The following is a 22,863-nucleotide window of genomic DNA, read 5'->3' as shown; positions in this document are numbered from 1 at the left end:
TTCAGGTATTTTCCTGCTTTTCTCTCAAAAATTCATTGATATATTCATAAGCTTCTTTCACTGCTGGATAAAATGGCTCCAGCAGGAAAAAGCCATGGAAACCATCTGCAATTCTATGACAAACCACCTGATTTCCCCCCTGCGCCAGCTTTTCTGCAAAGGCTTCCCCTTCATCTCTTAAAGGGTCAAATTCTCCGGTAATCACCAGAGTTTTAGGCAGATTTGTAAAATCCTTTGCCAGTAGAGGCGCAAAATACGGATTCTTTCTGTCTTCCTTACAGGACTGGTAATACTCCAGATAATCCATCATATTCTGTCTGGTAAGCAGATAATCCTTTCCGTTTTCCATAAGAGAAAGAAAACCGTTATGCTCTTCATAATTGTTGTTCACACAGGGATAAATCAGAATCTGACGGGCAGGAGAAAACTCTCCCCTGTCCCTTGCCATAAGGCACAGAGCTGCAGTCAGATTCCCCCCTGCACTGTCCCCCATAATAGTAATAGAATCCGGGTCTGTATTTAAAAGACTCCTGTCTGCAAACACAGCTTTTGCCACTGCATAACAATCCTCTATCTGCGTTGGGAATCGATATTCCGGCGCCAGAGGATAATCAATGGCAACCACCACATGCCCCGTATGCTTTGCCAGATTCCAGCACACCCTGTTATAGGAATCCACACTTTCCGTCACAAATCCGCCGCCATGAATATATAAAATCACAGGGTAAACATTGTCCTCCATGGTTCCCTTTTCCATATCTTCCAGAGCCTCATAAGACTCTGTATCCGGAAAATAAATGCGAATAGGAATTTCTCTGCCCTCCCGGTAAAACTTTGTATCTAACGTTCTGTAAAAAGGCTTTAATGGATCCAGAGTTTTTAAATTCATCAGCTTCCTGGACTTCTCTACGTCCAGTCTTGCCTCTGGATCAGACAGAGCCCTTAAAAGTATTTGTTTGGCTTTATTCATGCTTTTTTATCCTCATCTTCCCTCTATCCTCAGTCTAAGATCTTGGCATTTGGGTATCGTCTGTCCATACGTGCGTCATCAAAATGGGAATCCAGAAAGCTTTCCAGCACATTGTCCGGGGTGGGATTTACCTGCCTGTCACTGTAACGGTATAATGCCAGACCAGAGATAACAATATCTGCCAGCATCAGGACAATGGCTGTCCAGGTCAAAATTTTTCCTACCTTTTGCGGAAGCTTTTCTATCCAGCCGGAAAATACAGGATAAAGGATTTTCAGCCATACCACTGCTGCAATCCCCCAGAAAAAGCAAAACAAAAGATTGATTCTCCCTCCCAGATTAAAGGGAATTTTACTGTAATCCCAGAACACTGTACCGAAAGCCAGCTCTGTAAATACACTGCAGATATACTCATATGCGCCACCGAGAACCGTTCCGTAAAGAAAAATCCAACGGTCACTTTTATCCTTATATTTGTATAAAAAAGCAGTCAAAAAAGCACAGCCAAGTCCCCAGACAATGCTGAAGGGTCCGTATACCACGCTGCTCCTGCACATCCATTTTCCCGCTGTAATTCTACAGAAAATAGTTTCTGTAATATCTCCCAGAAATGCACCAATAAAAAACAGTCCCACTACCTTATAAAAGCAGCAGCCCTCTGCAAAGATATTACTTTTTTTCTCCTTTGCAGGCGTGTGCAGCACTGCATTCTTCTCAATATTGGGATAAGCCTTTTCCATTCTTTTTTGCACTCTTCTGGTCAGTGCATTACCAAAATCATCAGTAAAGTCCTGTACATAATCCATGAACCGCATGGTTTCAACCACATGGTGTAGCTGAAATAATGTGGCAATACAGCACAACGCATCTGCCAGAAGAAGCGCCCCCAACACTGCCATAAGCACCAGCTCTATCTCATAAGGTATCATATGCACCAGACGAATCAGAAATGGATTGATAAAACGGATTCCTACCACTGCACCAATACCAAAAAGCAACAGATGCCACAAGGTCAGATACCCCTGGAACTGAAATCTGGTCTTACTGTAATCCCACCATTTCCGGTGAAATACCTGCTCTAAAAGCACACCTGTACATACTACAATAACAAGCCCCAGGACACTTCCTCCTAAAAACAGGAAAAACAATTCCCCAACAAGTTCAGGAAGGAAAATACTGTATGCTATCCCAATAACGCCATAAACCGGACAAAGAGGCAGATTCAAAAATCCAGTATTTACAAAGCGCTTTCTTCTGAGGGCATTGGCAACTACACCAGCACACCAGCCTGCAAAAGAATAGATGTAAAAAATCCAGAATAAATCACTCCATGTATAGCTCATAATAAACTCCCTTCATCTTTTGTGTTTTTTATCATACCACACACACTTGAAAATGTACAATAAGGCAGGTACAAGAAAGGCAAAAAAAGAACGCCGACCCACTCCGGTATCGACGCTCTTCTTTATCATTCTTTTTCCTTATGCACCAACTTTTCCCATACCCATTTCCTGTCCGATGTTCAGAATATGGTCACCAATTCGTTCAAAGTCTGTCAGCATTTCAGAGTAAATAATACAGCCCTCTTCTGAGCAGGTTCCCTTCTGCATACGAATCAACTGTTTCTTTCTGTAATCCTCTGTCATGTCATCAATCTTCTGCTCGAAGTCCTCAATTGCCTGGATATTCTTTCCTGAGTTATCCTCAATCTCAACCAGAAATTCCAGAGCTTTTCCGCATACTTCCCGCATTTTGTCAATTTCTTCTTTTACTTCCTCAGAAAAAGTAATGCCCTGTTTTTCTATCATATTTGTGTATTCACAAATGTTCATGGCATGGTCACCGATTCTCTCTACATTTCCACAGACCTTAAACAAGGCACTGATATACTGAGAATCTCCAGGGTTACTTTCATTTACCAGTACCTTGGAAATATACTTGGAAATCTCTTTGTTCAGATAATCAATGTAATCCTCTCGCTCTCTGACTTCTTCTAAAAGTCCTGCCTTTCCGTCCTTCACACATACAAAACTCTTGTCCACATTTTCCTTTGCCATACCAATCATACGGTGAAGTTCATTCTTAATACCTGTTACGGCAATAGCTGAAAGACCAATCTGTGTATCTCTCTTGGTTTCCATTGGGCGAATGAATTCCATATGCATAACACCTTCCATTTCCTCTTTCTTCTCAGGAAGAATCTTAACAGCAAGATCTGCCAGATAAGTTCCAAATGGAAGAAGCAGTAAGGTTGTCACAATGTTAAATAATGTATGCATATTTGCAATCTGTGCAGACACATTTCCTGGTGTAAAGCTTTCTACCAGAGAAGTCAGCGGTGTCAGGATACATACAATTGTAAAAATTGTAGTTCCAATAACATTAAACAGCAAATGAATGACTGTGGTACGTTTTGCATTCCTGTTTGTACCAATAGCAGCCAGAATCGCTGTGATACAGGTACCAATGTTCTGTCCAAACAACACAAATACCGCATTTGGCAGTCCAATCAGTCCGCTGGCTGCAAGCGCCTGCAGAATACCTACAGATGCAGAGGACGACTGAATAATTGCTGTAAATATCATACCTGCCAGAATTCCCAGTACCGGATTGGAAAACTTCGTCATAAGAGAAACGAAAGCCTCAGATTCTCTAAGGGGCATCATCGCACCACTCATCATTTCCATACCAATAAACAGAATACCCAGTCCGGCTACAATCAGGCCATAGTGATGAACCTTCTGTTTCTTTACAAACACAATCAAAGCCACACCTGCAAAAGCAAAAAGAGGTGCCAACTGACCTACATCAAGGGCAATCAACTGACCGGTAATAGTTGTACCGATATTGGCACCCATGATAATCCACACTGCCTGCTTTAAGGTCATCATACCTGAATTTACAAAGCCTACCACCATAACAGTAGTAGCAGAAGAAGACTGGATAACCGCTGTGATTCCGGCGCCTACCAAAACTCCCAGGAAACGGTTGGCTGTAAGCTTTTCCAGAATCTGCTTCATCTTATTTCCTGCAGCGGCCTCAAGCCCGTTGCTCATCATCTGCATTCCGTAAAGGAATAATGCAAGTCCACCTAAAAGGCTGAAAAAATCTGTAATCTTCACTTTTTTCCTCCCATTGCACTTCATGCAATTTTTACGTTTTTTTAATCTCTTCCTTACCTTTATACCTTTTATAAGCGGATACTGCAACATTTTATACAGAGATTTAACATTTTTTACATAGATTTAACATAAAAAGACTGCAGCCCCATTTCCTGTATCACACAAGAAACAGAGCTGCAGCCTTTCCCCAAAACTTTCTATCTCACAGTTTTCTCACACCTTAAAGCGGTATCCCACACCCCAGATGGTCTCAATATACTGCGGCTTTGCTGTATTAAATTCAATCTTTTCACGAATCTTTTTAATATGCACAGTCACGGTAGCAATATCTCCGATGGACTCCATATCCCAGATTTCCTTAAAAAGCTCGTCTTTTGTAAATACCCGGTTGGGATTCTGCGCCAAAAAGGCCAGAAGGTCAAACTCCTTTGTTGTAAAATTTTTCTCCTCTCCGTTTATCCAGACTCTTCTTGCTGTCTTATCAATCTTCAGACCGCGAATTTCAATAATATCATTTTCCTGCATGCCGGTTCCAATCAGTCTTTCATAACGCGCCAAATGAGCCTTCACCCTTGCCACCAGTTCGCTGGGGCTGAAAGGCTTTGTCATATAATCATCAGCGCCAAGCCCCAGTCCGCGGATTTTATCAATATCATCTTTCTTTGCAGAAACCATAATAATCGGCGTATTTTTCTGATTTCGGATTTCCCGGCAGATTTCAAATCCATCTACCTCCGGAAGCATCAAATCCAGAATAAACAGGTCATATTCCCCTTCCAGAGCCCTTTTCAGTCCTACATCGCCCCTGTTTTCAATTTCCACTTCAAATCCGCTTAATTCCAGATAATCCTTCTCTAAATCTGCAATCGCCTCTTCGTCTTCAATAATCAAAATCTTACTCATTGACTGGTACCTCCTGATATTTTCTAAGAACAAAATACATCACTGTTCCAATATTTTCTTTGCTTGTTGCCCAGACCTTTCCGCCATGATCCTCCATGATTTTCTTTACAATAGAAAGCCCGATACCGCTTCCTCCCTTGGAAGAGTTCCTGGAGGAATCCGTGCGGTAAAAGCGGTCAAAAATGTTCGGCAAATCCTTGGCTGCTATACCCTTTCCGTTGTCTTCGATTTCCACCTGAATAAAATCTCCTACGTCCTTTACCCGCAGGTTAATCCGCCTGGTCTTATCTGCACTTGTATACTTCAGAGAATTGCTTACAATATTATTGACTACCCTCTTTATTTGCTCCGCATCTGCAATAACCAGCACCTCTGGTTCCACATAATTGGAATAAGAAAATTCCACATTTTTGGAATCCAGCTCCATTTTCAAATCCTCTGCACAGTCGTCAAAAAACTCTGTAACAGAGATTTTATTAAAGGTATAAGGAATCTTATTTGTATCCATTTTTGAATAAAAGGTCAGCTCATTTATGAGTCTGTCCATTTCATTTGCCTTATTGTAAATAGTTTTAATATAACGCTCCATTTTCTCCGGCGTATTTGCCACACCGTCCATAATGCCTTCCACGTACCCCTTGACCGCGGTAATGGGCGTCTTTAAATCATGGGAAATGTTGCTGATAAGCTCTTTGCTCTCCCGGTCAAACTCTATTTTTTCTTCTGCATTTTCCTTTAATCTCTGGCGCATGTCCTCAAAATCCTGACAAAGCTCTGCAATTTCGCTGACACCTTCTGCAGAAATGGAAAAGTCCAGATTACCCTCCTTAATCCTTCTGGTTGCTGTACGGAGTTTATCCAGAGGAGAAATTACACCCCGGTAAATCCACCAGGTCAGACCAAGGGCTGTAGTAGAAAGAATAATTATCACAGCCACCAGCATATTCTGAAACAGCTCTTCAATCTGAGGAAGAGTTTCCAAAATATTGGATACAATAAATACGCTTCCCTCCTGCACCTCATCTGTATGGAAATCTACCCGCTTTACAAGAGCCTGAACCTTTCCCCCCAGATACATACCGTCTGAGGTTCCCATGGTAAACTCCGGCACCTTGGCAAGCTTTTTCACCAGTTCTGAAGGATAATCCTCGCAACCATAATAAATAATTCTTCTGTCCTCACATACCAGCAAATAGGAATACATGCTTTCCAGTTCTTTGTTCAACTCTGTCAAATACTGGATATTTTCAAACCTCTCCGGCTCCACATCTGCTACCTGCTGTATGAGCTGCGCCTGTTCATTTGTCAGATTATTCACAAGCTCTGCCGTATTCGATAAACTCTGATAAGTGGGATTTTCAATGCCGTACTGTTTTTCAATCGCCTTAAACTGATATTGAGAAAATGCCCAAAACGCCAGTCCCGTAAAAATCAGAGGTTCCAGCACAATAATAAAGAAAGAAATGATAATTCTCGTTTTTAATTTCATAACCACTGTATCTCCGCCAAAGTTATTCTAAAGCTTATCATAGAGCTTAAATTGCACTTATATAGTTATTATACCATAATTCTCTCTTTTTTCTTCTAAAGAAAATCGAATCAAATCTAAACTTTCTATAAAAAAACTGTCAAAACCTTTTGACTTTCTGTAAAACGGACTCTAAAATAGTAGAAAAACCAGTAATACAAAAAGGAGAAATCATGTTTATAGATAAAGGTCAACTGCTTTCTGATTTGAATCAATTATATACCTCCCAGATTACCCGGACAGTTTCCCTCTATTCTCACCCTGGCATGGGAAAAACACGGCTGCTGCAGGAGTTTTCACAGGGCAAAAATATACTGTATTTTAAAACACCTGCCCTGCCTTTTGAGGAAATCTTTTCTCTTTTCAAACAACTTTGTATCCGCAGGCTGGGAGCTTCCTGTGAAAATGCAAAAAAATTTACAGATCTTTTCAAAGTCCTTTCCAAAGCTTCTGTAAATGAACCTATGGTTTTAATTTTAGATGATTTTACAAACTGGACAGCAGGAAATCGACGTTTTCCTTCCATGCTGCAGACTCTGGTGCAGCGGGCAGACCCCAAATCCCGACTTCTGGTTCTCCTGTGTAAGCCTGCTGCTCTGTATGAAAAGGAACGCGCAAAAGAGGCTTCCGCCTTCCTTCTGACCCCCTTTTCCTTCTTTGAAATGCGGAAATTATATCCGAATATGACGCAGGAAGAGCAACTTTTACTCTACTATATTACAGGCGGTGTTCCGGCTTATTTGAAATATTTTCCTGCAGACTGCTCTGTACAGGAAAAAATCCGAGAATTATTTTTCAGAACCGATGGTATTTTTTATCGCCTTACAGAAACCCGCACAAGAGAATATTATTCTGCCTCTCCCATTATGCGGGCAATCCTGGCATCTATTGGAAACAGCACCAGAAAGCTTCAGGAAATTTGCGACTGCACAGAGCTGACTCCCAGCGCAGCCGGAAGCCTGCTCTCTTCTCTGGCTTCCCGAAATCTGGTCAGCCGCATTGTCCCGGTTACGGAAAACCAGGGCAGCCGAAGAGCGCTCTATTTGATTTGCGACCATGTTTTCCGCTTCTGGTATACCTGTGTACTGCCTTATCTGTCAGAGATCGAAATGGGGGAAGGGGACAAAATTTTTGAAGAACAAATTGTTCCTTTGCTGGAAAATTATGAAAAAGATACCTTCCCTGACATCTGCCGGGAATTTCTGGAATTGGAAGAAAAAATGCATACAGCGCCTTTTTCTCTGCAGAGAATTGGTCGCTGGTGGGGACAGCACCCTACCAAAAAGCGAACGGAATACATCTCCATTGCAGCCTGTTCCAGAGATAAAATCCTTCTGGGAGCCTGCTTCTGGACAGAGGAATGGCTGGACGTCGACACCCTGTACGATTTGCAAAAACATGCCAGCCTTTTCCCTGATGAAGAACAATGGTATTATCTTTTCTCAAAGTCCGATTTTGTAAGCGGATTTGAAACCATTTCCGGAAACCATGTACACGTATTCAGTCTGGAAAAGATGTGTTCTCTGGCAGACGCTTATCTGGATTCCACAGTTTAAGGCTGCATATTTCAATTTTTATTTATCTTTTGCAACTTATATGTTTGCTTTTGCATGTTTTTAGTTTGTTTTTAAATATTCCTGTCAATGCTATACTCTAGTAAGACAAGGAGAAAACAACTATGGATGAAAAAAGAATCCGCCAGTTCCGGGAACTTGGACTGACTATCTCTTATTATCGAAAATTAAAGGGACTGACGCAATCCGAACTGGCTCAGAATGTAGGGTTAAGCAGAACACACATCAGCAACATCGAAGCCCCGCAGGTAAAGACCTCCCTTTCTCTGGAAAGTCTGTTTGATATTGCAGATGCCCTTGATGTACCTGTAAAAGATTTTTTTGATTTCAGAAATTAAATATGGAAATGTATGAAAACACCTATCAGGGCTGCCGTAAGAAACGCATACTGCGAATTTTCTACGACAGCCCTGATAGCATTGAAACATAGAACTTTGCTGCATATTCTGTTTATGCAGCGCTTCCGGAACCGCTGCTTCTTCGGCATAGCTGTTCAAATTCTTTCAATTTCTGCTTTGCTTCTCTGCTGATATTTTGAGGAACCTGAATTTCCACAACTGCATACTGATCTCCATGGACAGATGCATTTTTCATGGAAACAATGCCCTTACCCCTCAGCCTGATTTTAGTACCTGACTGAGTTCCTTCACGAATTTTACATAAAACAGTTCCATAAATCGTAGGAACTGCAATCTCTCCTCCCAGAACTGCTGTTGTAAACGGTACTTTTACTGTGGTATAGACGTCCATGCCCCTACGCTCAAAGCCTGGTTTCTCCTGTACATGAACCTTTAAGAGCAAATCTCCCGGTTCTCCTCCTCCTGTTCCGGGCGCACCCTTTCCCTTTAAGCGAATACTTTTGCCGGATTCCATTCCTGCCGGAATCCGCACCTGAAGAGTTTGAGGCGCACCGGAAGCCTCGTCCCGAAAACGAAAGATTTTCTCACACCCAAAGGCTGCCTCATCAAAAGTAACCGTCACATCTGCATTCACATCAACGCCTCTGCGTCTGAAACTGCGGTTTCCATAAAAATCACTTTCGTGAAATCCTCTGCTCCCAAAACCATTTCCGAAAATATCCCGGAAAATATCTCCCATATCATCTCCTGTGAAATGGTACTCCCGATAGCCTCCCTGCTGTGATCCCTGTGCATTCTGACTTCCCGGGCCGCTGCTGTCAAATGCCCCGTACCCAAACTGATCATACATGCTTCGTTTCTTCTCATCACTTAAAATTTCGTAAGCCTCTGTAGCTTCTTTAAATCGCTCCTCTGCCTGTGTATTGCCTACATTGGTATCCGGGTGATACTTTTTCGCCAGTTTTCTGTATGCCTTCTTTATCTCACTTGCTGTAGCATTTCTGCTCACTCCAAGAATTTCGTAGCAATCTCTTTTTGTTTTCAATTTTGTCACCTTCTCACTTTCCCTGACACTTCCATTTGACTTCTACTTTGTTCTATATGAAATATAACACTTATCTTTATTATTGTCAAGAATAAAGAATTTCATCTGCGGCAGGTCGTATCAACGGCATATTTCCCTCCCACCGCAATAGGATCCTCGCGGAGCATTTTTACTTTATAGGAAATAAAATTTCCTATAAAGTAAAAAATGCCAGGACACAGCCTTTAAGCTGCGCCTGACATTTGCGCTACATATGCAAATCTTGCACCAAATACACCCTTTAAACCACAATGCCCGAAACTTCAAACAAAATGCCCCAGAACACACTAACTCCATACAGGATTCCTATAATACCCAAATTTTCTTTTGCGCCTTTATTGGTTTTGCAAAGCACCAGTACACCAACGCCTGCACCTGCCAGAAGTCCGGCAAGCATCTGTCCTGTTCCCAGAATTCCGCCTAAATACATCTGCGTAATAATAACAGAAGCCGCACAGTTTGGAATCATTCCAATCAGGGCTGCCAGAAATACTCCCAATACCGGCTGATTTACAATAAAGCTTCCAATCGTTTCCTGTCCTACTGTTTCTACCAGAAAACCAATGCCCGCAGATACCAGAAAAATAAAAACTGTTATCTGCGCTGTATGTATCAAAGCCGACTTCAGTATACTTCCCTCTTCACAGTGACAATGCTCATGTTCGCACAAATCATGGATATCTTTTTCGTGATGTTCCTGGTGTTGGTGATGCTGCTCTCTGTATTCTGCCCGCTTCCTGCTTCCAAGCCTCCAGAGAAAATCAATGGCAAAGCCGGACACCGCGCCAATTACCACCTTTAAACCTAAAATTTTAAAAATCGTACCTGCTGCTACAGATTCTGAAAGAAAAATGGGCAGCATCTCATCTGAGGTGGAAAGAAAAATAGCCAGAAGCGTTCCCACAGAAATGACTCCTCCGGCATAAAAACCCGAAGCTGCAGCAGAAAAACCGCATTGCGGAAATGCCCCTGCCATACCGCCAATGAGCGGGCCGAATCTGCCGGCTTTTCTTACCATTTGCTGTGTAGCTGCCTTTGTCCTGTGTTCCAGATATTCCATAAGAAAATATGTCAGGAACAGGAAGGGAATCAATTTTATTGTATCCAGAAATGCGTCCAGAAAAACATCAATTATAATAGACATATCCGCCTCCTTTTATTTTTTAAGGAGGCTGTTCCGTGAAACAACCTCCACCCACTTGCTACAGATTCTGAATTTACCACAAATTCCTGAAAAAAGCAAGATGTCCGCTTTTTTCAACGGTTTTACATGCGGGGAATGTGCATCTGCTGTCAGGGCAAAGGTGTTCCTTACATATCTATTCTACTTTAAAAATCTGCATAACAGGCAACGCTCTGTTTTTAGTAGTTCTCTACTTTTCTCTCAAAATATGCTTTCGGGTGTGCACATGCCGGACATACTTCCGGCGCTTCATCACCCATATGAATGTATCCACAGTTGTTACACTTCCATCCTAAAGGAGCCTCTCCTTTAAAGGTTTCTCCCTGTTTCAGGGATTCCAGAAGCTTTAAGTAGCGCCTTTCATGTGCTGCTTCAATTTCTGCAACCAGTTCAAACTTCTTGGCCAGTTCTGTAAAGCCTTCCTCCCTCGCTTCTTCTGCCATGCGTTTGTACATATCTGTCCATTCTTCATGTTCTCCCTGAGCCGCATCAGTCAGGTTTTCTTCCGGTGTTCCGATACCATGAAACTCCTTAAACCACATTTTTGCATGCTCTTTTTCCTGGTTTGCGGTTTCTTCAAAAAGATTTGCCATCTGTACAAATCCTGCCTTTTTTGCTGCTGATGCATAATAGGTGTATTTATTGCGTGCCTGTGACTCTCCTGCAAAAGCTTCCATAAGGTTTTTCTCTGTTTTTGTTCCTGCGTATTTTGACATATCAGACCTCCTGTTTTTTATTTGTTTTCAGTGTAATAAACAGGGACTCCTATGTCAAGAGATAGGTCTATATAAAAAACAATTTAACAGAGAATATCCCGGATATCTCATAAATAAAGTCTTATCACCCTACACCTCTACAATATTCTGTAGCCACACGCCCTTTTTCACCAGAATAAAGCCAATCACACACTTAATAATATCTGCAAGCTGCACCGCGATAAAAATATACACCACATACAAGTCTGTAAAATGACCCAGCAGATAAGCAATTGGCACACTTACACAACAGATAAATACACTATCGAAAAAGAAAGTGACAATAGTCTTTCCCCCGGAACGCAGAGTAAAGTATGCGGCATGCAAAAAGGCATTCTGGGGCATAAATACAGCCGTTACCATAATAAAATATTTGGCAAACTCTCTGGACTGGACATTGGTGTTATAAAGCTGTGGAAACAACGGTGCAATCATCAGCATAACCAGCGCCACCAGAGTACAGCATGCCACGGAAAATACAATCATCTTTCGATCTGTATCTTTTGCTTCTTCCATCTTGCCTGCTCCTAAAAGCTGCCCTACTACAATGGCAACAGAATCCCCCAGGGCAATAAACACCACATTAAACAGATTTGAAATCGTATTGGAAATATTCATACCTGCCACCACATTCATACCTCTGACGGAATAACACTGCAGTAAAATCGCCATGCCTGCTGCCCAGAGTGTTTCATTGAGAAGCAGAGGTGTCCCCTTAATCAAAATCCGCTTTACCAGATATCCCGGTATCCGCATGGTTTTATAAAGCCCCGGAATATAGGTATTAATTTCTTTGTGTCTGTGCGTCCATCCCACAACAATAAAGGCCTCTACATAACGGGACATCACAGTGGCAACAGCCGCACCTGCTACCCCTAATTCAGGAAATCCGAATTTTCCGTAAATCAGAAAATAGTTAAATACCAGGTTTACCACTACGGCTGCAATTCCTGCTTTCATAGGTGTTATGGTTCTCCCGCATTCTCTTAAGGTACTGGCATAAACCTGCACTAACATAAAGGGCGGCAGACCAATCAACATAATTCCAAGGTACTCTTTTCCATAGCGCAGAGCAGCGGCCACATCTCCGCCGTCCTGATTTCCTTTTAAATACATCTGAATCAAAGGTTCACCAAAGGCAAGGAACAACAGGATTGTCACACCTGTCAGAAGAATTCCCATATACAGTTTAAACCGCATGGTATTGGCAACCCCTTCGTCATCTTTCTGCCCGAAAAACTGCGCGGTAAAAATTCCGGCGCCGGACACACCGCCGAAAATGCACAGGTTGTATACAAAAATCAACTGATTGACAATGGCAACACCTGTCATCTGTTCTGTTCCAACCTGACCTACCATAATGTTATCCAGAAGGCTTACAAAATTGGTAATACCATTCTGAATCATAATAGGAACTGCAATCAGCAGTACCATTTTATAAAATCTCTTATCTCCTATCAGCTTTTCTCTCCATGTACCAGCTCTCATACTCTCCTCCTCTTTTGTCTGTTTGTACTAATTGTGAAAGACATTATACTCCATGTATCTGAAAAAATTCAAGATGTTTTCACAGCAAAAAACCACTGCACAGACAGCCTCCGAAATCTCCCCCTGTTTCCCTTTGGGATATCTCTTTCTGCCGTTTGCGCAGCGGTTCTTTTTCCTTCATATACTTGAAAGCTTTTCTTTATTTCTCAAAGTTAAAAATACTGTGATAATATTTGTCTTCCTTATCATTCAGTCCTATTGGTGCAATATGTGACTGCCTCATGCAGTAATCGTGAAATTTCTGTTTAAAGCTCTTTTTTCCCTCTGTTTTCTTTTCTTTTGCTGCCATATAGCATTGCCTCTTTTCTTTTTCTTTCTTAACTATTTTTTAAAGTTTCTCTTTACGGTTTGTTATCATAGCACTTTTAAAGCCCGGAAACAATACCCTTTCCGGCACTTCTCCCTTTTGACTTTTCGCACTTTGACGTGCTAACGCGCTCAAAATTATTTTTTCTTTTTTTCCCTGTCCTCCGGACTTTTCTTTTATGCAAATTCCTCAATTCTTCTCTTTTGTTTCATCTGAGTAAAGAGCAGTTTTTGTTCTCCTACACTCTGTATGAAGACTCTTCTCAAATTACAAACACTTTATAGAATATCTCCCCTGCCTGCTTTCTGTTAAAATACAGGTAGAAAGAACGAATAAGGAGGCTGTATATCATGATTATTATTGGTGAAAAAATCAACGGCTCCATTCCCGCTGTCGCTAAGGCCATTGCCGACAGGGACGCGGACTTTATAAAGAACAGAGCAAAAATACAGGCTGATGCCAATGCTTCTTATATTGACTGTTGTGCCTCTGTACCGGAAAATATGGAAGCGGAAACTTTGAAATGGCTGATTGACTGTATACAGGAAGTTACAGATTTGCCCATTTCCATTGACAGTCCAAGCCCTGATGTGCTGGCACAGGTCTACACCCATTGCAAACAACCGGGAATCTTTAATTCTGTATCAGGCGAAGGAGAAAAAATTGACAAAATCTTTCCGATTCTGGCAAAAGAAGAAAATAAGGACTGGCAGGTTATCGCACTTTTAAGCGACAACACGGGAATTCCTAAAACAGCCGAAGATCGTCTTCGTGTTTTCCGTCATATTATGGAAAAGGCTGAGGAATATCATATTTCCCCTTCCAGGATTCACATTGACCCTCTGGTGGAAATGCTTTGTACTTCTGAAGACGGAATTGCCATGAATGTAGAAGTGATATCCACAATCCGGAAACAGTATCCTTCCATACACATCACGGCAGCTATCAGCAATATTTCCTTTCATCTGCCTGTGAGAAAACTGATGAACTGCTGCTTTTTGACACTTGCCATGAATGCAGGACTGGACAGTGCTATTTTAGATCCCGCCAACCGGGATATGCTTGGACATATTTATGCCACGGAGGCGCTTCTCGGGCTGGACGACTACTGCATGGAATACATAGGAGCGTACAGAGAAGGCCTACTTGGACCTGTAAAATAACATAAAAAGCTATATAAAAGGAGGATTTTATTATGAGTCAGATTCAAACTGTTGCGGACGCAGTTGCTGCCGGAAAAGCCAAATTAGTACCCAATCTTGTACAGGAAGCCCTTGACGGAGGGTGCGCTGCACCGGAAATTTTAAATGCCATGATTGATGCCATGGGACTTGTTGGAGAACGTTTCAAAAAAAATGAAATCTTTGTTCCTGAAATGCTCATTGCTGCAAAAGCCATGAAAAAGGGTGTGGAAGTCCTGAAACCGCATCTTGCCGGAGATAGCGGCGCTGTGTGCGGCAAAATGATCATCGGTACAGTTGCCGGAGATTTACACGACATCGGAAAAAACCTGGTTGCCATGATGATTGAAAGCGCCGGATTTGAAGTCATTGACCTTGGGGTTGACGTATCCGTGGATAAATTTATGGCTGCCATTACCGAAAATCCCGACGTAAAAATCGTAGGTCTGTCTGCTTTGCTCACCACCACAATGCCTGCCCTGAAAGATACGGTAGCTGCTTTAAATGAGGCAGACTTCCGCAAAAATATCAAGGTAATGGTTGGCGGCGCGCCTATTACCCAGAAATTTGCAGACGAAATCGGTGCAGACGCCTATACCCCTGATGCCGCTTCCGCTGCCCAAAAAGCAAAAGAACTGGCTGCATAATCATAAAAAAGACACTGCTGCAGAAACACAACGCCCGGAGTATGAAAAAACTCCCAGCATCACCTTCTGCAGCAGTTTTTGTGTGGTATAATGTTTGCATTACATGCAAACCAAGCCGAATTCTTCGGCTTGCTGCTACTACCGTAGCAGATTATACCGGCAGTCCACGGCTTGATAAGGAAATGCCTATGGCGCTTCCTTTTCTGCGCTCGTGGTATAATGTTTGTATTACATGCGAGGAGGATTCTTTATGGAGAAAATTTCAAAAAACAGGGATAATGCCGCTCTCTGTCAGGTGACTTTTCTTCGGGAAGGGCGTACTGTACAGGTTTCGGCAGGAAGCACGATTATGAATGCTGCCAGAAGCACGGGAATCTTTCCGGACGCACCCTGTGGGGGACAGGGAACCTGCGGCAAATGTCTGGTACAGCTAAAAACAGATGGAGGAGAAACTAAAACCGTCCTTGCCTGCCAGACAAAAGTATGGAAAAACCTGACTGTAGACACACAAAGGCTTCCCCAAAAGCATCAGATCCTTACAAACACATCTATAAGAAGGGTAAAGTTTTCACCCTCTTCTTTCCCCAAAGATGTGAAAAATCCTTATCTGGTTGCTTTTGATATCGGTACCACCACCATTGCCTCTTATCTGATAGACGGCAATTCCGGCAAAGAAATCTGTACTGCCGGCATGGTAAATCCCCAGACAGCCTATGGCGCTGACGTAATTTCCAGAGCTGATTACTGCATGCAGCACAAAAACACAGAACTCTCCTCCTGTATCCATCAGGCTCTTGATGACTTAATTACTGCTCTGGCTGAAAAACAACAGATTTCCCGGGAACAGATTGTACAGCTTTGTCTGGTAGGCAACACCTGTATGCATCATATTTTCTTTGATTTTCCCATGGATTCTCTGGTATTGGCACCTTACAGACCGTATCAAAAAGGGCTTCTTCAGGCAAAGGCCGCTGATTTTGGAATACAGATTCACCCCCAGGGACAACTGTTCTTTCTTCCTGTTATTGCCGGTTTTGTAGGCGCTGACACCATGGGCTGTCTGCTGGCTCTGCGCCCGGATTTATCCAGGGACATAACACTTTTAGTGGACATAGGAACCAATGGAGAAATTGTTCTTGGAAACAGAGAAAAATTGGTATGCTGCTCTACTGCCGCAGGCCCTGCCTTTGAGGGCGCTAAAATTGAGTGCGGTATGCGAGGCGCAGAAGGCGCCATAGACCATGTAAACTTTTCACATGGAAAATTCCAGATTTCTGTCATAGGAAACCAGCAGCCCACAGGTATTTGCGGTTCCGGACTCATTGACGCAGTTGCCTGTCTTCGGAAACTGGGAATAATAGACGAAATGGGTCGCCTTCTCGCCCGGGACGAAGTACAGACACTTTATGGGGAAGAACTTGCCTCACATATGACGACACAGGGAAATCTGACCGCTTTTGTTTTTCAGAAAGAATACCCTTCTGTTTACCTGACACAAAAGGATATCCGGGAAGTTCAGCTTGCCAAAGGAGCAATTGCCGCCGGAATTCTCCTTCTGGAAAAACATCTGGGTATCACACACAGCCAGATTGACCGCGTCTGCATTGCCGGAGCTTTTGGCACCTATATGTCCCCGGACAGCGCCTGTGCCATCGGTCTTCTGCCTTCTGCTCTCCAGAAGAAAATTGTTCCTGTTGGAAATGCAGCAGGAGAAGGGGCTAAAATTGCTCTGCTGAATAAAGCGGAACGAGAATACAGCCAAACACTGATGAATCAGTTGGATTTCCTGGAACTGGCTATGCTGTCGGAATTCCAGGACTGCTTTATTGATGAACTGGAATTCCCCCCAACAGAACCATAAAACCGCAAAACAAATCCACGATAAAAGGACGTGTTCATATGAAAATAAGAATCGAAGAATTAAAACGTTTAGGAAAGCAGGCTGGCTTTACCCATATTGCACCTCTGGACTGTTCTACCATAAAGCTCTTACCAGAGGTGCGCCAGATGTGTGCAAGTAACGCCTGCCATATGTATGATAAAAACTGGTCCTGCCCTCCCGGCTGCGGCGCCCTGCAGGAATGTGAAGAAAGAGTGCAAAAATACAGCCATGGAATTCTGGTACAAACCGTAGGGGAACTGGAGGATTCCATGGACGGAGAGGGCATGATGGAAACAGAAGCTGCACATAAAGCCCACTTTTCCACAATGGAAAGCCTTCTACGTCCTCTTTATCCCCATATGCTTGCCATTGGCGCAGGCTGCTGTACCCGCTGCACCTCCTGCACCTATCCAGATGCGCCCTGCCGCTTCCCTGACAAATCCTTTGCGTCCATGGAAGCATACGGTATGCTGGTTACACAGGTATGTCAGGACAATAATCTGCCCTACTACTACGGCCCCTGTACAATTTCATATACCAGTTGTTTTTTACTTACTGAAAAGCTATAATAGAAATCATAAATTCAGCAATTACGGGGTGTAGCATGACAACATTGGAAGAGATTAGACAATCCGTGGAAAACGGACATTACAAGATAACAGAACAGGTAATAACACAGGCGTTAAAACAGCATATTCCCGCCATTAAAATTCTGGACGAAGCCATGGTTCCCGCTATGCGGGAGATGGGAGAACGCTATAAAAATAATGAAGCAGATATTCCCAGAATTTTATCCTCTGCCCGCTGTATGCGTAAAGGGCTGGATATTCTCACTCCCGGCCTGGAATCTGAGCGGGGATTGTATGTGGGCACAATAATTCTGGGAACTGTGGAAGGGGATTTGCACGACGTAGGCAAAAATCTGGTAGCTATTATGTTCCGCAGCGCAGGCTTTAAGGTCATTGATTTAGGGGTGGATATTTCAGAAAAACAGTTTTTAAAGGCAGTGCGCCAGAACCCTGAGGTATCCATTGTCTGTCTGTCCACTCTGCTTACCACAGCATGTCCCAGTATGCAGCATGCAGTGAAGGCGCTTCGTCAGTCTGATACGGAACACCGCCTGAAAATTATGGTAGGCGGCGGCGCTGTAACAAAAGAATTTGCAGAACACATTGGTGCCGACGCTTATACCGAATCTGCTGTAGATGCCGCAGAAATGGCAAAAACTTTTATTGTCTGAAAACCACAGGAGGAATACACTTTGCAGCTTACATCAATTTTACTGTATCAGAATCTGAAAGAACACTTTCAAATTGCCGATTACAGACTTCTATCCAAAAATCAGCCCCTTGCCCGCCCTTTTTTCCTTGAGGCAGACAAGGGGTTTAAAAACAACCACATTTATCTTACAGACGCCATTCTGGATTTAGAGGTATTCCGATCCATACCGGAAGATGCTGTACTGATTATCTGCCAGAGAGATGAAACGTCCTTTCTTCCAGATGGACGTTTCTCCTGTCTGCTCTTATCCTGCCATACCTCTGTGATTCACGTATTCAACTGTATTCAGTCTATTTTTGATTACTATGAAGAATGGGAGCAGCAGTTAATCTCTGTCTGTCACCAAAACGGTTCTCTTTCCGATTTGCTTGAGATTTCCCAGCCTGTGTTTAACAATCCGCTTTGCATTATGAATATGGACTTTTCTCTTGTAGCTCACCGTGGCTTGTCCCAGCTTCCTGACTCCGGACAGATTTTTGAAAATGATTCCCTTCGCCTGGACTATATCCACGCGCTGATCCAGGACGGAAATTTCCGCTCAGAGGAAGCCTCACCAAAGCCATTTTTGTTCCCTGCTTATCTTACAGGACACTGTTCCTTAAATATGCGCCTGTTTCTGGACGAAAAGCCTGCTTACCTGCTCTCTGTTTTGGAAAATAAAATACCGCTTACAGATGCAGACCAGTATCTCATTACTATTCTGGCACAGCATGCAGAATATCTTCTGAACCGTATGCACTCAGAATCCTCCTCCCGCAGTACAACACTCCAGTCTATTTTCCAGAGTATCCTGTCAGACCGTACTGCAGATTATATGGGTATCAGCCATTTGCTTACAAATGTAGGCTGGCTTCCTGAGCATACCTATCTTTGCTCTGTCCTTCAGACAGAGGGTCCTTCTTCCTTAAATGGAAACATGGTCTGCCAGTTTATTAAAAATAAATTTTCTGCTTCCTGCAGTCTTGTATTTAAAGACCATGTCGTCACCTTTTATAATGAAACACTTCTTCATATGGAGGCAGATGACATCTTTCGCGAACTGGTATACTTTATCCGGGACAGTATGTTAAAGGCAGGTTACAGCCGTTCCATGTGCGGACACATGAATCTTCGCAGGCAGTATTTACAGGGGCTTACCGCCCTTAAACTTGGACTGGAAATCCGTCCTCAACTCTGGATTCACCACTTTAACCAGATTGCCCTGCCCTATATTCTGCGTCAGTCTGTAAAAACCCTTCCCGGATATATGCTCTGTTATGAAAAACTGTTGGATTTACAAAAATCCGACAAAGTGCAGAATACGGAATACATGAAAACTCTGAGGGTCTACCTGGAGCATAATCTGAATACCGTACAAAGCGCCAAGGCCTTATTTATCCACAGAAGTACCTTTCTGTACCGGCTGGAGCGGATTAAGAGTATTTTGGAAACAGACCTGGAAGACCCGGACGAACTTTTTTATCTGAACCTCTCTTTTCGGCTTCTGGAAGGAGAAGACATTTAAGTTCTTATCAAACCTTGTGGCTCTCCTACACTTTGTCGTAATGCTACAGGGTTTTTACCTTATTTATACGGATTTACAGAAAAGCCCTATTCCTGTTATCATAAATCTAAGAATGAAGAGGCTGACGCACGAAACAGCAAGCAAGTATTTTTTATACCCGATGCGGCAGTTCTCTAACAGGAATTTATGGGTGTACGGGCTGCACCCAGTCACAAGGAGGTATTGCGTATGCTCACAAAAAGGCAAAACTTATTGGAAACTATCCGTGGGGGAAAACCTGACCGTTATGTAAATCAATATGAGGCATTGGCCATGATTACTGACAATCCTTACTCTGTAAACAATCCCTCTCCGGAATACGGAAAAGGCCCCGTAAAAAATGCCTGGGGTGTCACAAATGTATGGCCGGAAGGAACACCCGGCGGTTTCCCGGTACATGACGAAGAACACATTGTCTGCAAAGATATCACGAACTGGAAGGAATCTGTACATGCACCAAAGCTGGACTATTCTGACGCAGAATGGGAACCTTATATCAAAGCAGCAGAAGAAATCGACCGGAAAGAATATTTTGCCACACAGTTTATAGCACCAGGTATTTTTGAGCAATGTCACCATTTGCAGGAAATCCAGAACTGCCTGATGAATTTCTATGAAGAACCAGAAGCTACCCGGGAATTAATCGACTATCTGACAGAATGGGAATTACAGTACGCAGAAAAAATCTGTAAATACATAAAACCTGATGCTATTTTCCACCATGATGACTGGGGAAGCCAGACTTCTACCTTTATTTCACCTGCTATGTTTGAAGAATTCATTCTTCCTGCGTATAAGAAAATTTACGGATATTATAAATCACACGGCATAGAATTGATTATTCATCACTGCGATTCCTATGCAGCAACCCTTGTGCCTTATATGATTGACATGGGTGTTGATATCTGGCAGGGAACCATGAGCTCCAATAATATTCCGGAACTCATTGAAAAATACGGCGGCAAAATCACCTTTATGGGCGGTATTGACAGCGCTTCCATTGACAGACCGGACTGGACGCCTGAACTGGTAGATACAGAAGTACGGAAAATCTGCAAAGAAAATGGCAAAAAAATACTATATTCCATGTCTGACACAGGGGCTTGGAATCAGTACATTCCCGGGAGTTTATGAGGCTGCCAGTGACGTAATCAAAAAAATCAGCAAAGAAATTTTTTAGAAAAACCAGACACAGTCCTATACCTAACTAAAAATTGCCTTTCCTTTCTGCCAATATAAGCCTGAATAACTTTATTGCAGAAGGGAAGGCAATTTTTTCTGGTTAATTCATAAAAATCCAGTCTGCACTGCACTCTTCCAGCCACTGGGAATCCGGAATAAAAATTTTATGTTCCCCGTTCTCCTGATTTCCGGAGGCGATATAGATTTTACACTCTTTACCATCAGATATAACAAACGGAAAGGCGCTCAGAGTCGTTGCTGCCCCTGTATTTCCTTCTTTATCCATAGCAATTACCGACATTCCCCCATTACCGTATCCCAAAGTTTCCAACCTTCTTAAATGCTGCAAAAGGCATTGTTCACAAGCTTCCTGTACTGCCACACCTTCTCTGATTTTCTCAGTAATCGCAAAGGATAAGCAGCCCTTCATGATATCTTCTCCTACTCCGGTAGCTGCCGCTGCACCTGCAGAAGAATCTGCATAAAATCCGGATCCTATAAGAGGACTATCCCCAATTCTTCCCGGATGCTTCATATACAAACCAGAAGTAGATACTCCGCAAGCCATATGTTCTCCGCTTCGTCCAATCACACATACGGTATCATGTCCCTCATAGGCAGTTCTTTTTTCCTCATCTTTATCCAGCGTCCGTTCTTTCAGATATCGTTGAAAAGAAGATTCTGTCAACATATTTTTAAATGCAAACCCTCTTTGTCTGGCATACATTTCAGCGCCTGTTCCAACCAATACACTGCTGCGCTTCTTATGACTCAAATCATAAGCTACCTCTATGGGATTTTTTATCTGTTTTACTGCCATAACGGCACCAACCTCTAGCGTATTTCCATCCATATAAGCAGCATCCAGTTCTACTTCTCCTTCTCTGTTTGGCAATCCTCCATATCCAACAGATACATATTTTTCATTATCCTCTACAGACTTTACACTGTGAAGGATCGCTTCAGGAAGAGTCGAACCTGATACCAGTAATTTCCCTGCTTCTGTAAGCCCTTGATAGGACATTCTCCAGGTTGAAATCATAATTCCCCTGGGAGGTCTTTCTATAACAATGTTCATCGTGTCGCCTCCTTTATTCTAAAAGAGATGCTGCTTCCTGGTCAATGACAACAACTGCATTCGGATGCATTCTCAAATAACTTGCGGGCAGATTCTCTGTAATCTCTCCCTCCAGCATTTTTTGTACTGCTTTTGCTTTTTCTTTTCCTGATGCCGCCAAAATCACACATCTTGCAGCCATAATTTCCTGAAATCCCATAGTATACATCTGCTTTGGTGTTTCTTCCCACGTCAGACCAAATAATTTTTGTGTGGCAATCCGTGTACTTTCCTCACTGTCAGCCACAAACAAAGTAGATAAAAAAGAGGTTCCGGGCTCATTCGCACCAATATGACCATTGGTTCCCAATCCAAGAAGCTGTATATCTCTCGGGTATCTTCCCAGAATTTTTCCATACCGTTCTATCTCCTTTTGCTGATCCTCAGCTTCTGCATTCAGCATATGTATCTCTTTTGGCTGCATCTTAATCCTGTCATAAAAATGTTCATGCATAAATCGAAAAACACTATATGCACCATCACGCTTCCCCACATATTCATCTAAGTTGCAAAAAATGCTCTGGCTGATATCCAACCCTTCATTTACTTTTTCTGCCATAGCTTCCAAAAGTCCTCTGGGGGTGGCTCCTGTAGTAAACGAAAGTACAGAATCCGGCTTTTCTGCCAGCTGTTTCGTAAATAATTTCAGTAAATAAGCAGTCATTTCATCATAGTCTTTTACTTTTACAACTTTCAT

Annotated in this window: 20 protein-coding genes and 1 pseudogene; 9 read left to right on the top strand and 12 right to left on the bottom strand. The window is 42.7% G+C overall.

What is annotated here, in order from left to right; translation table 11 throughout:
* Nucleotide 1: 1 nt before the first annotated feature.
* The 5 genes from DQQ01_RS01845 to DQQ01_RS01825 form a co-directional block, all read right to left on the bottom strand.
* Complete coding sequence (locus tag DQQ01_RS01845) at nt 2–970, bottom strand: alpha/beta hydrolase (protein WP_111917937.1); 969 nt, start codon at nt 968–970, stop codon at nt 2–4.
* A 29-nt stretch (nt 971–999) separates the two neighbouring features.
* Nucleotides 1,000–2,313: a putative ABC transporter permease gene (locus DQQ01_RS01840; protein WP_111917935.1), complete on the bottom strand. Its 1,314-nt coding sequence runs from the start codon at nt 2,311–2,313 to the stop codon at nt 1,000–1,002.
* 138 nt (nt 2,314–2,451) lie between these two features.
* Nucleotides 2,452–4,092 carry a Na/Pi cotransporter family protein gene (locus tag DQQ01_RS01835; RefSeq protein ID WP_111917934.1) on the bottom strand — a complete coding sequence of 547 codons (1,641 nt, stop codon included), beginning with the start codon at nt 4,090–4,092 and terminating at the stop codon, nt 2,452–2,454.
* A gap of 213 nt (nt 4,093–4,305) precedes the next feature.
* Nucleotides 4,306–4,995 (bottom strand): response regulator transcription factor, encoded by a 690-nt coding sequence (locus DQQ01_RS01830; protein ID WP_111917933.1) that lies wholly within the window; start codon nt 4,993–4,995, stop codon nt 4,306–4,308.
* Nucleotides 4,988–6,484, bottom strand: a complete 1,497-nt coding sequence (locus tag DQQ01_RS01825; protein WP_111917932.1) for a sensor histidine kinase — start codon at nt 6,482–6,484, stop codon at nt 4,988–4,990. Before DQQ01_RS01825 ends, DQQ01_RS01830 begins: the two co-directional genes overlap by 8 nt.
* A gap of 212 nt (nt 6,485–6,696) precedes the next feature.
* Between DQQ01_RS01825 and DQQ01_RS01820 the strand changes: the two genes are divergently transcribed.
* Complete coding sequence (locus DQQ01_RS01820; protein ID WP_111917931.1) at nt 6,697–8,079, top strand: ATP-binding protein; 1,383 nt, start codon at nt 6,697–6,699, stop codon at nt 8,077–8,079.
* A gap of 122 nt (nt 8,080–8,201) precedes the next feature.
* Nucleotides 8,202–8,435, top strand: coding sequence for a helix-turn-helix domain-containing protein (locus DQQ01_RS01815; protein WP_111917930.1), 234 nt, complete (start codon nt 8,202–8,204; stop codon nt 8,433–8,435).
* A 112-nt stretch (nt 8,436–8,547) separates the two neighbouring features.
* Here the strand turns inward: DQQ01_RS01815 and DQQ01_RS01810 are convergent, their stop codons facing one another.
* The 5 genes from DQQ01_RS01810 to DQQ01_RS01790 all read right to left on the bottom strand — a co-directional run bounded on the left by DQQ01_RS01810 (nt 8,548) and on the right by DQQ01_RS01790 (nt 13,315).
* Entirely contained in the window at nt 8,548–9,501 is a 954-nt protein-coding gene (locus DQQ01_RS01810; RefSeq protein ID WP_111920795.1) for a DnaJ C-terminal domain-containing protein, read from the bottom strand.
* A gap of 280 nt (nt 9,502–9,781) precedes the next feature.
* On the bottom strand, nt 9,782–10,678 hold the full coding sequence (locus tag DQQ01_RS01805) for a putative manganese transporter (RefSeq protein WP_111920794.1): 897 nt from the start codon (nt 10,676–10,678) through the stop codon (nt 9,782–9,784).
* 224 nt (nt 10,679–10,902) lie between these two features.
* A complete protein-coding gene (gene rbr, locus DQQ01_RS01800; RefSeq protein ID WP_111917929.1) occupies nt 10,903–11,439 on the bottom strand; it encodes a rubrerythrin in 537 nt (178 codons plus the stop codon).
* Nucleotides 11,440–11,568: 129 nt separating this feature from the next.
* On the bottom strand, nt 11,569–12,966 hold the full coding sequence (locus tag DQQ01_RS01795) for an MATE family efflux transporter (RefSeq protein WP_242980484.1): 1,398 nt from the start codon (nt 12,964–12,966) through the stop codon (nt 11,569–11,571).
* A 199-nt stretch (nt 12,967–13,165) separates the two neighbouring features.
* Entirely contained in the window at nt 13,166–13,315 is a 150-nt protein-coding gene (locus DQQ01_RS01790; protein WP_111917928.1) for a glutamyl-tRNA amidotransferase, read from the bottom strand.
* 368 nt (nt 13,316–13,683) lie between these two features.
* Here DQQ01_RS01790 and DQQ01_RS01785 point away from each other — a divergent pair, with 368 nt between their 5' ends.
* From DQQ01_RS01785 to DQQ01_RS01755, 7 genes and pseudogenes are all read left to right on the top strand, one after another.
* Nucleotides 13,684–14,496 (top strand): methyltetrahydrofolate cobalamin methyltransferase, encoded by an 813-nt coding sequence (locus DQQ01_RS01785; RefSeq protein ID WP_111917927.1) that lies wholly within the window; start codon nt 13,684–13,686, stop codon nt 14,494–14,496.
* A gap of 32 nt (nt 14,497–14,528) precedes the next feature.
* On the top strand, nt 14,529–15,161 hold the full coding sequence (locus DQQ01_RS01780; RefSeq protein ID WP_111917926.1) for a cobalamin B12-binding domain-containing protein: 633 nt from the start codon (nt 14,529–14,531) through the stop codon (nt 15,159–15,161).
* A gap of 250 nt (nt 15,162–15,411) precedes the next feature.
* Nucleotides 15,412–17,022, top strand: a complete 1,611-nt coding sequence (locus tag DQQ01_RS01775; RefSeq protein WP_111917925.1) for an ASKHA domain-containing protein — start codon at nt 15,412–15,414, stop codon at nt 17,020–17,022.
* Between the two features lie 38 nt (nt 17,023–17,060).
* The gene (locus DQQ01_RS01770; RefSeq protein WP_308778815.1) at nt 17,061–17,612 is read left to right on the top strand and encodes a DUF2284 domain-containing protein; all 552 of its coding nucleotides are present in this window, start codon (nt 17,061–17,063) and stop codon (nt 17,610–17,612) included.
* A 35-nt stretch (nt 17,613–17,647) separates the two neighbouring features.
* A complete protein-coding gene (locus DQQ01_RS01765) occupies nt 17,648–18,283 on the top strand; it encodes a cobalamin B12-binding domain-containing protein (RefSeq protein ID WP_111917924.1) in 636 nt (211 codons plus the stop codon).
* Between the two features lie 21 nt (nt 18,284–18,304).
* Nucleotides 18,305–19,828: a PucR family transcriptional regulator gene (locus DQQ01_RS01760; protein ID WP_111917923.1), complete on the top strand. Its 1,524-nt coding sequence runs from the start codon at nt 18,305–18,307 to the stop codon at nt 19,826–19,828.
* Nucleotides 19,829–20,056: 228 nt separating this feature from the next.
* Nucleotides 20,057–21,047: pseudogene (locus DQQ01_RS01755) on the top strand (uroporphyrinogen decarboxylase family protein).
* 102 nt (nt 21,048–21,149) lie between these two features.
* Here the strand turns inward: DQQ01_RS01755 and DQQ01_RS01750 are convergent.
* Nucleotides 21,150–22,127, bottom strand: a complete 978-nt coding sequence (locus tag DQQ01_RS01750; protein WP_111917922.1) for an isoaspartyl peptidase/L-asparaginase — start codon at nt 22,125–22,127, stop codon at nt 21,150–21,152.
* A gap of 13 nt (nt 22,128–22,140) precedes the next feature.
* A complete protein-coding gene (locus DQQ01_RS01745; RefSeq protein WP_111917921.1) occupies nt 22,141–22,863 on the bottom strand; it encodes a glucosamine-6-phosphate deaminase in 723 nt (240 codons plus the stop codon).

Source organism: Blautia argi, assembly GCF_003287895.1.
Lineage (GTDB): Bacteria > Bacillota > Clostridia > Lachnospirales > Lachnospiraceae > Blautia > Blautia argi.
The sequence above is the reverse complement of the archived record's forward strand: the minus strand, read 5'-3'. Positions and strand labels throughout refer to the sequence as shown.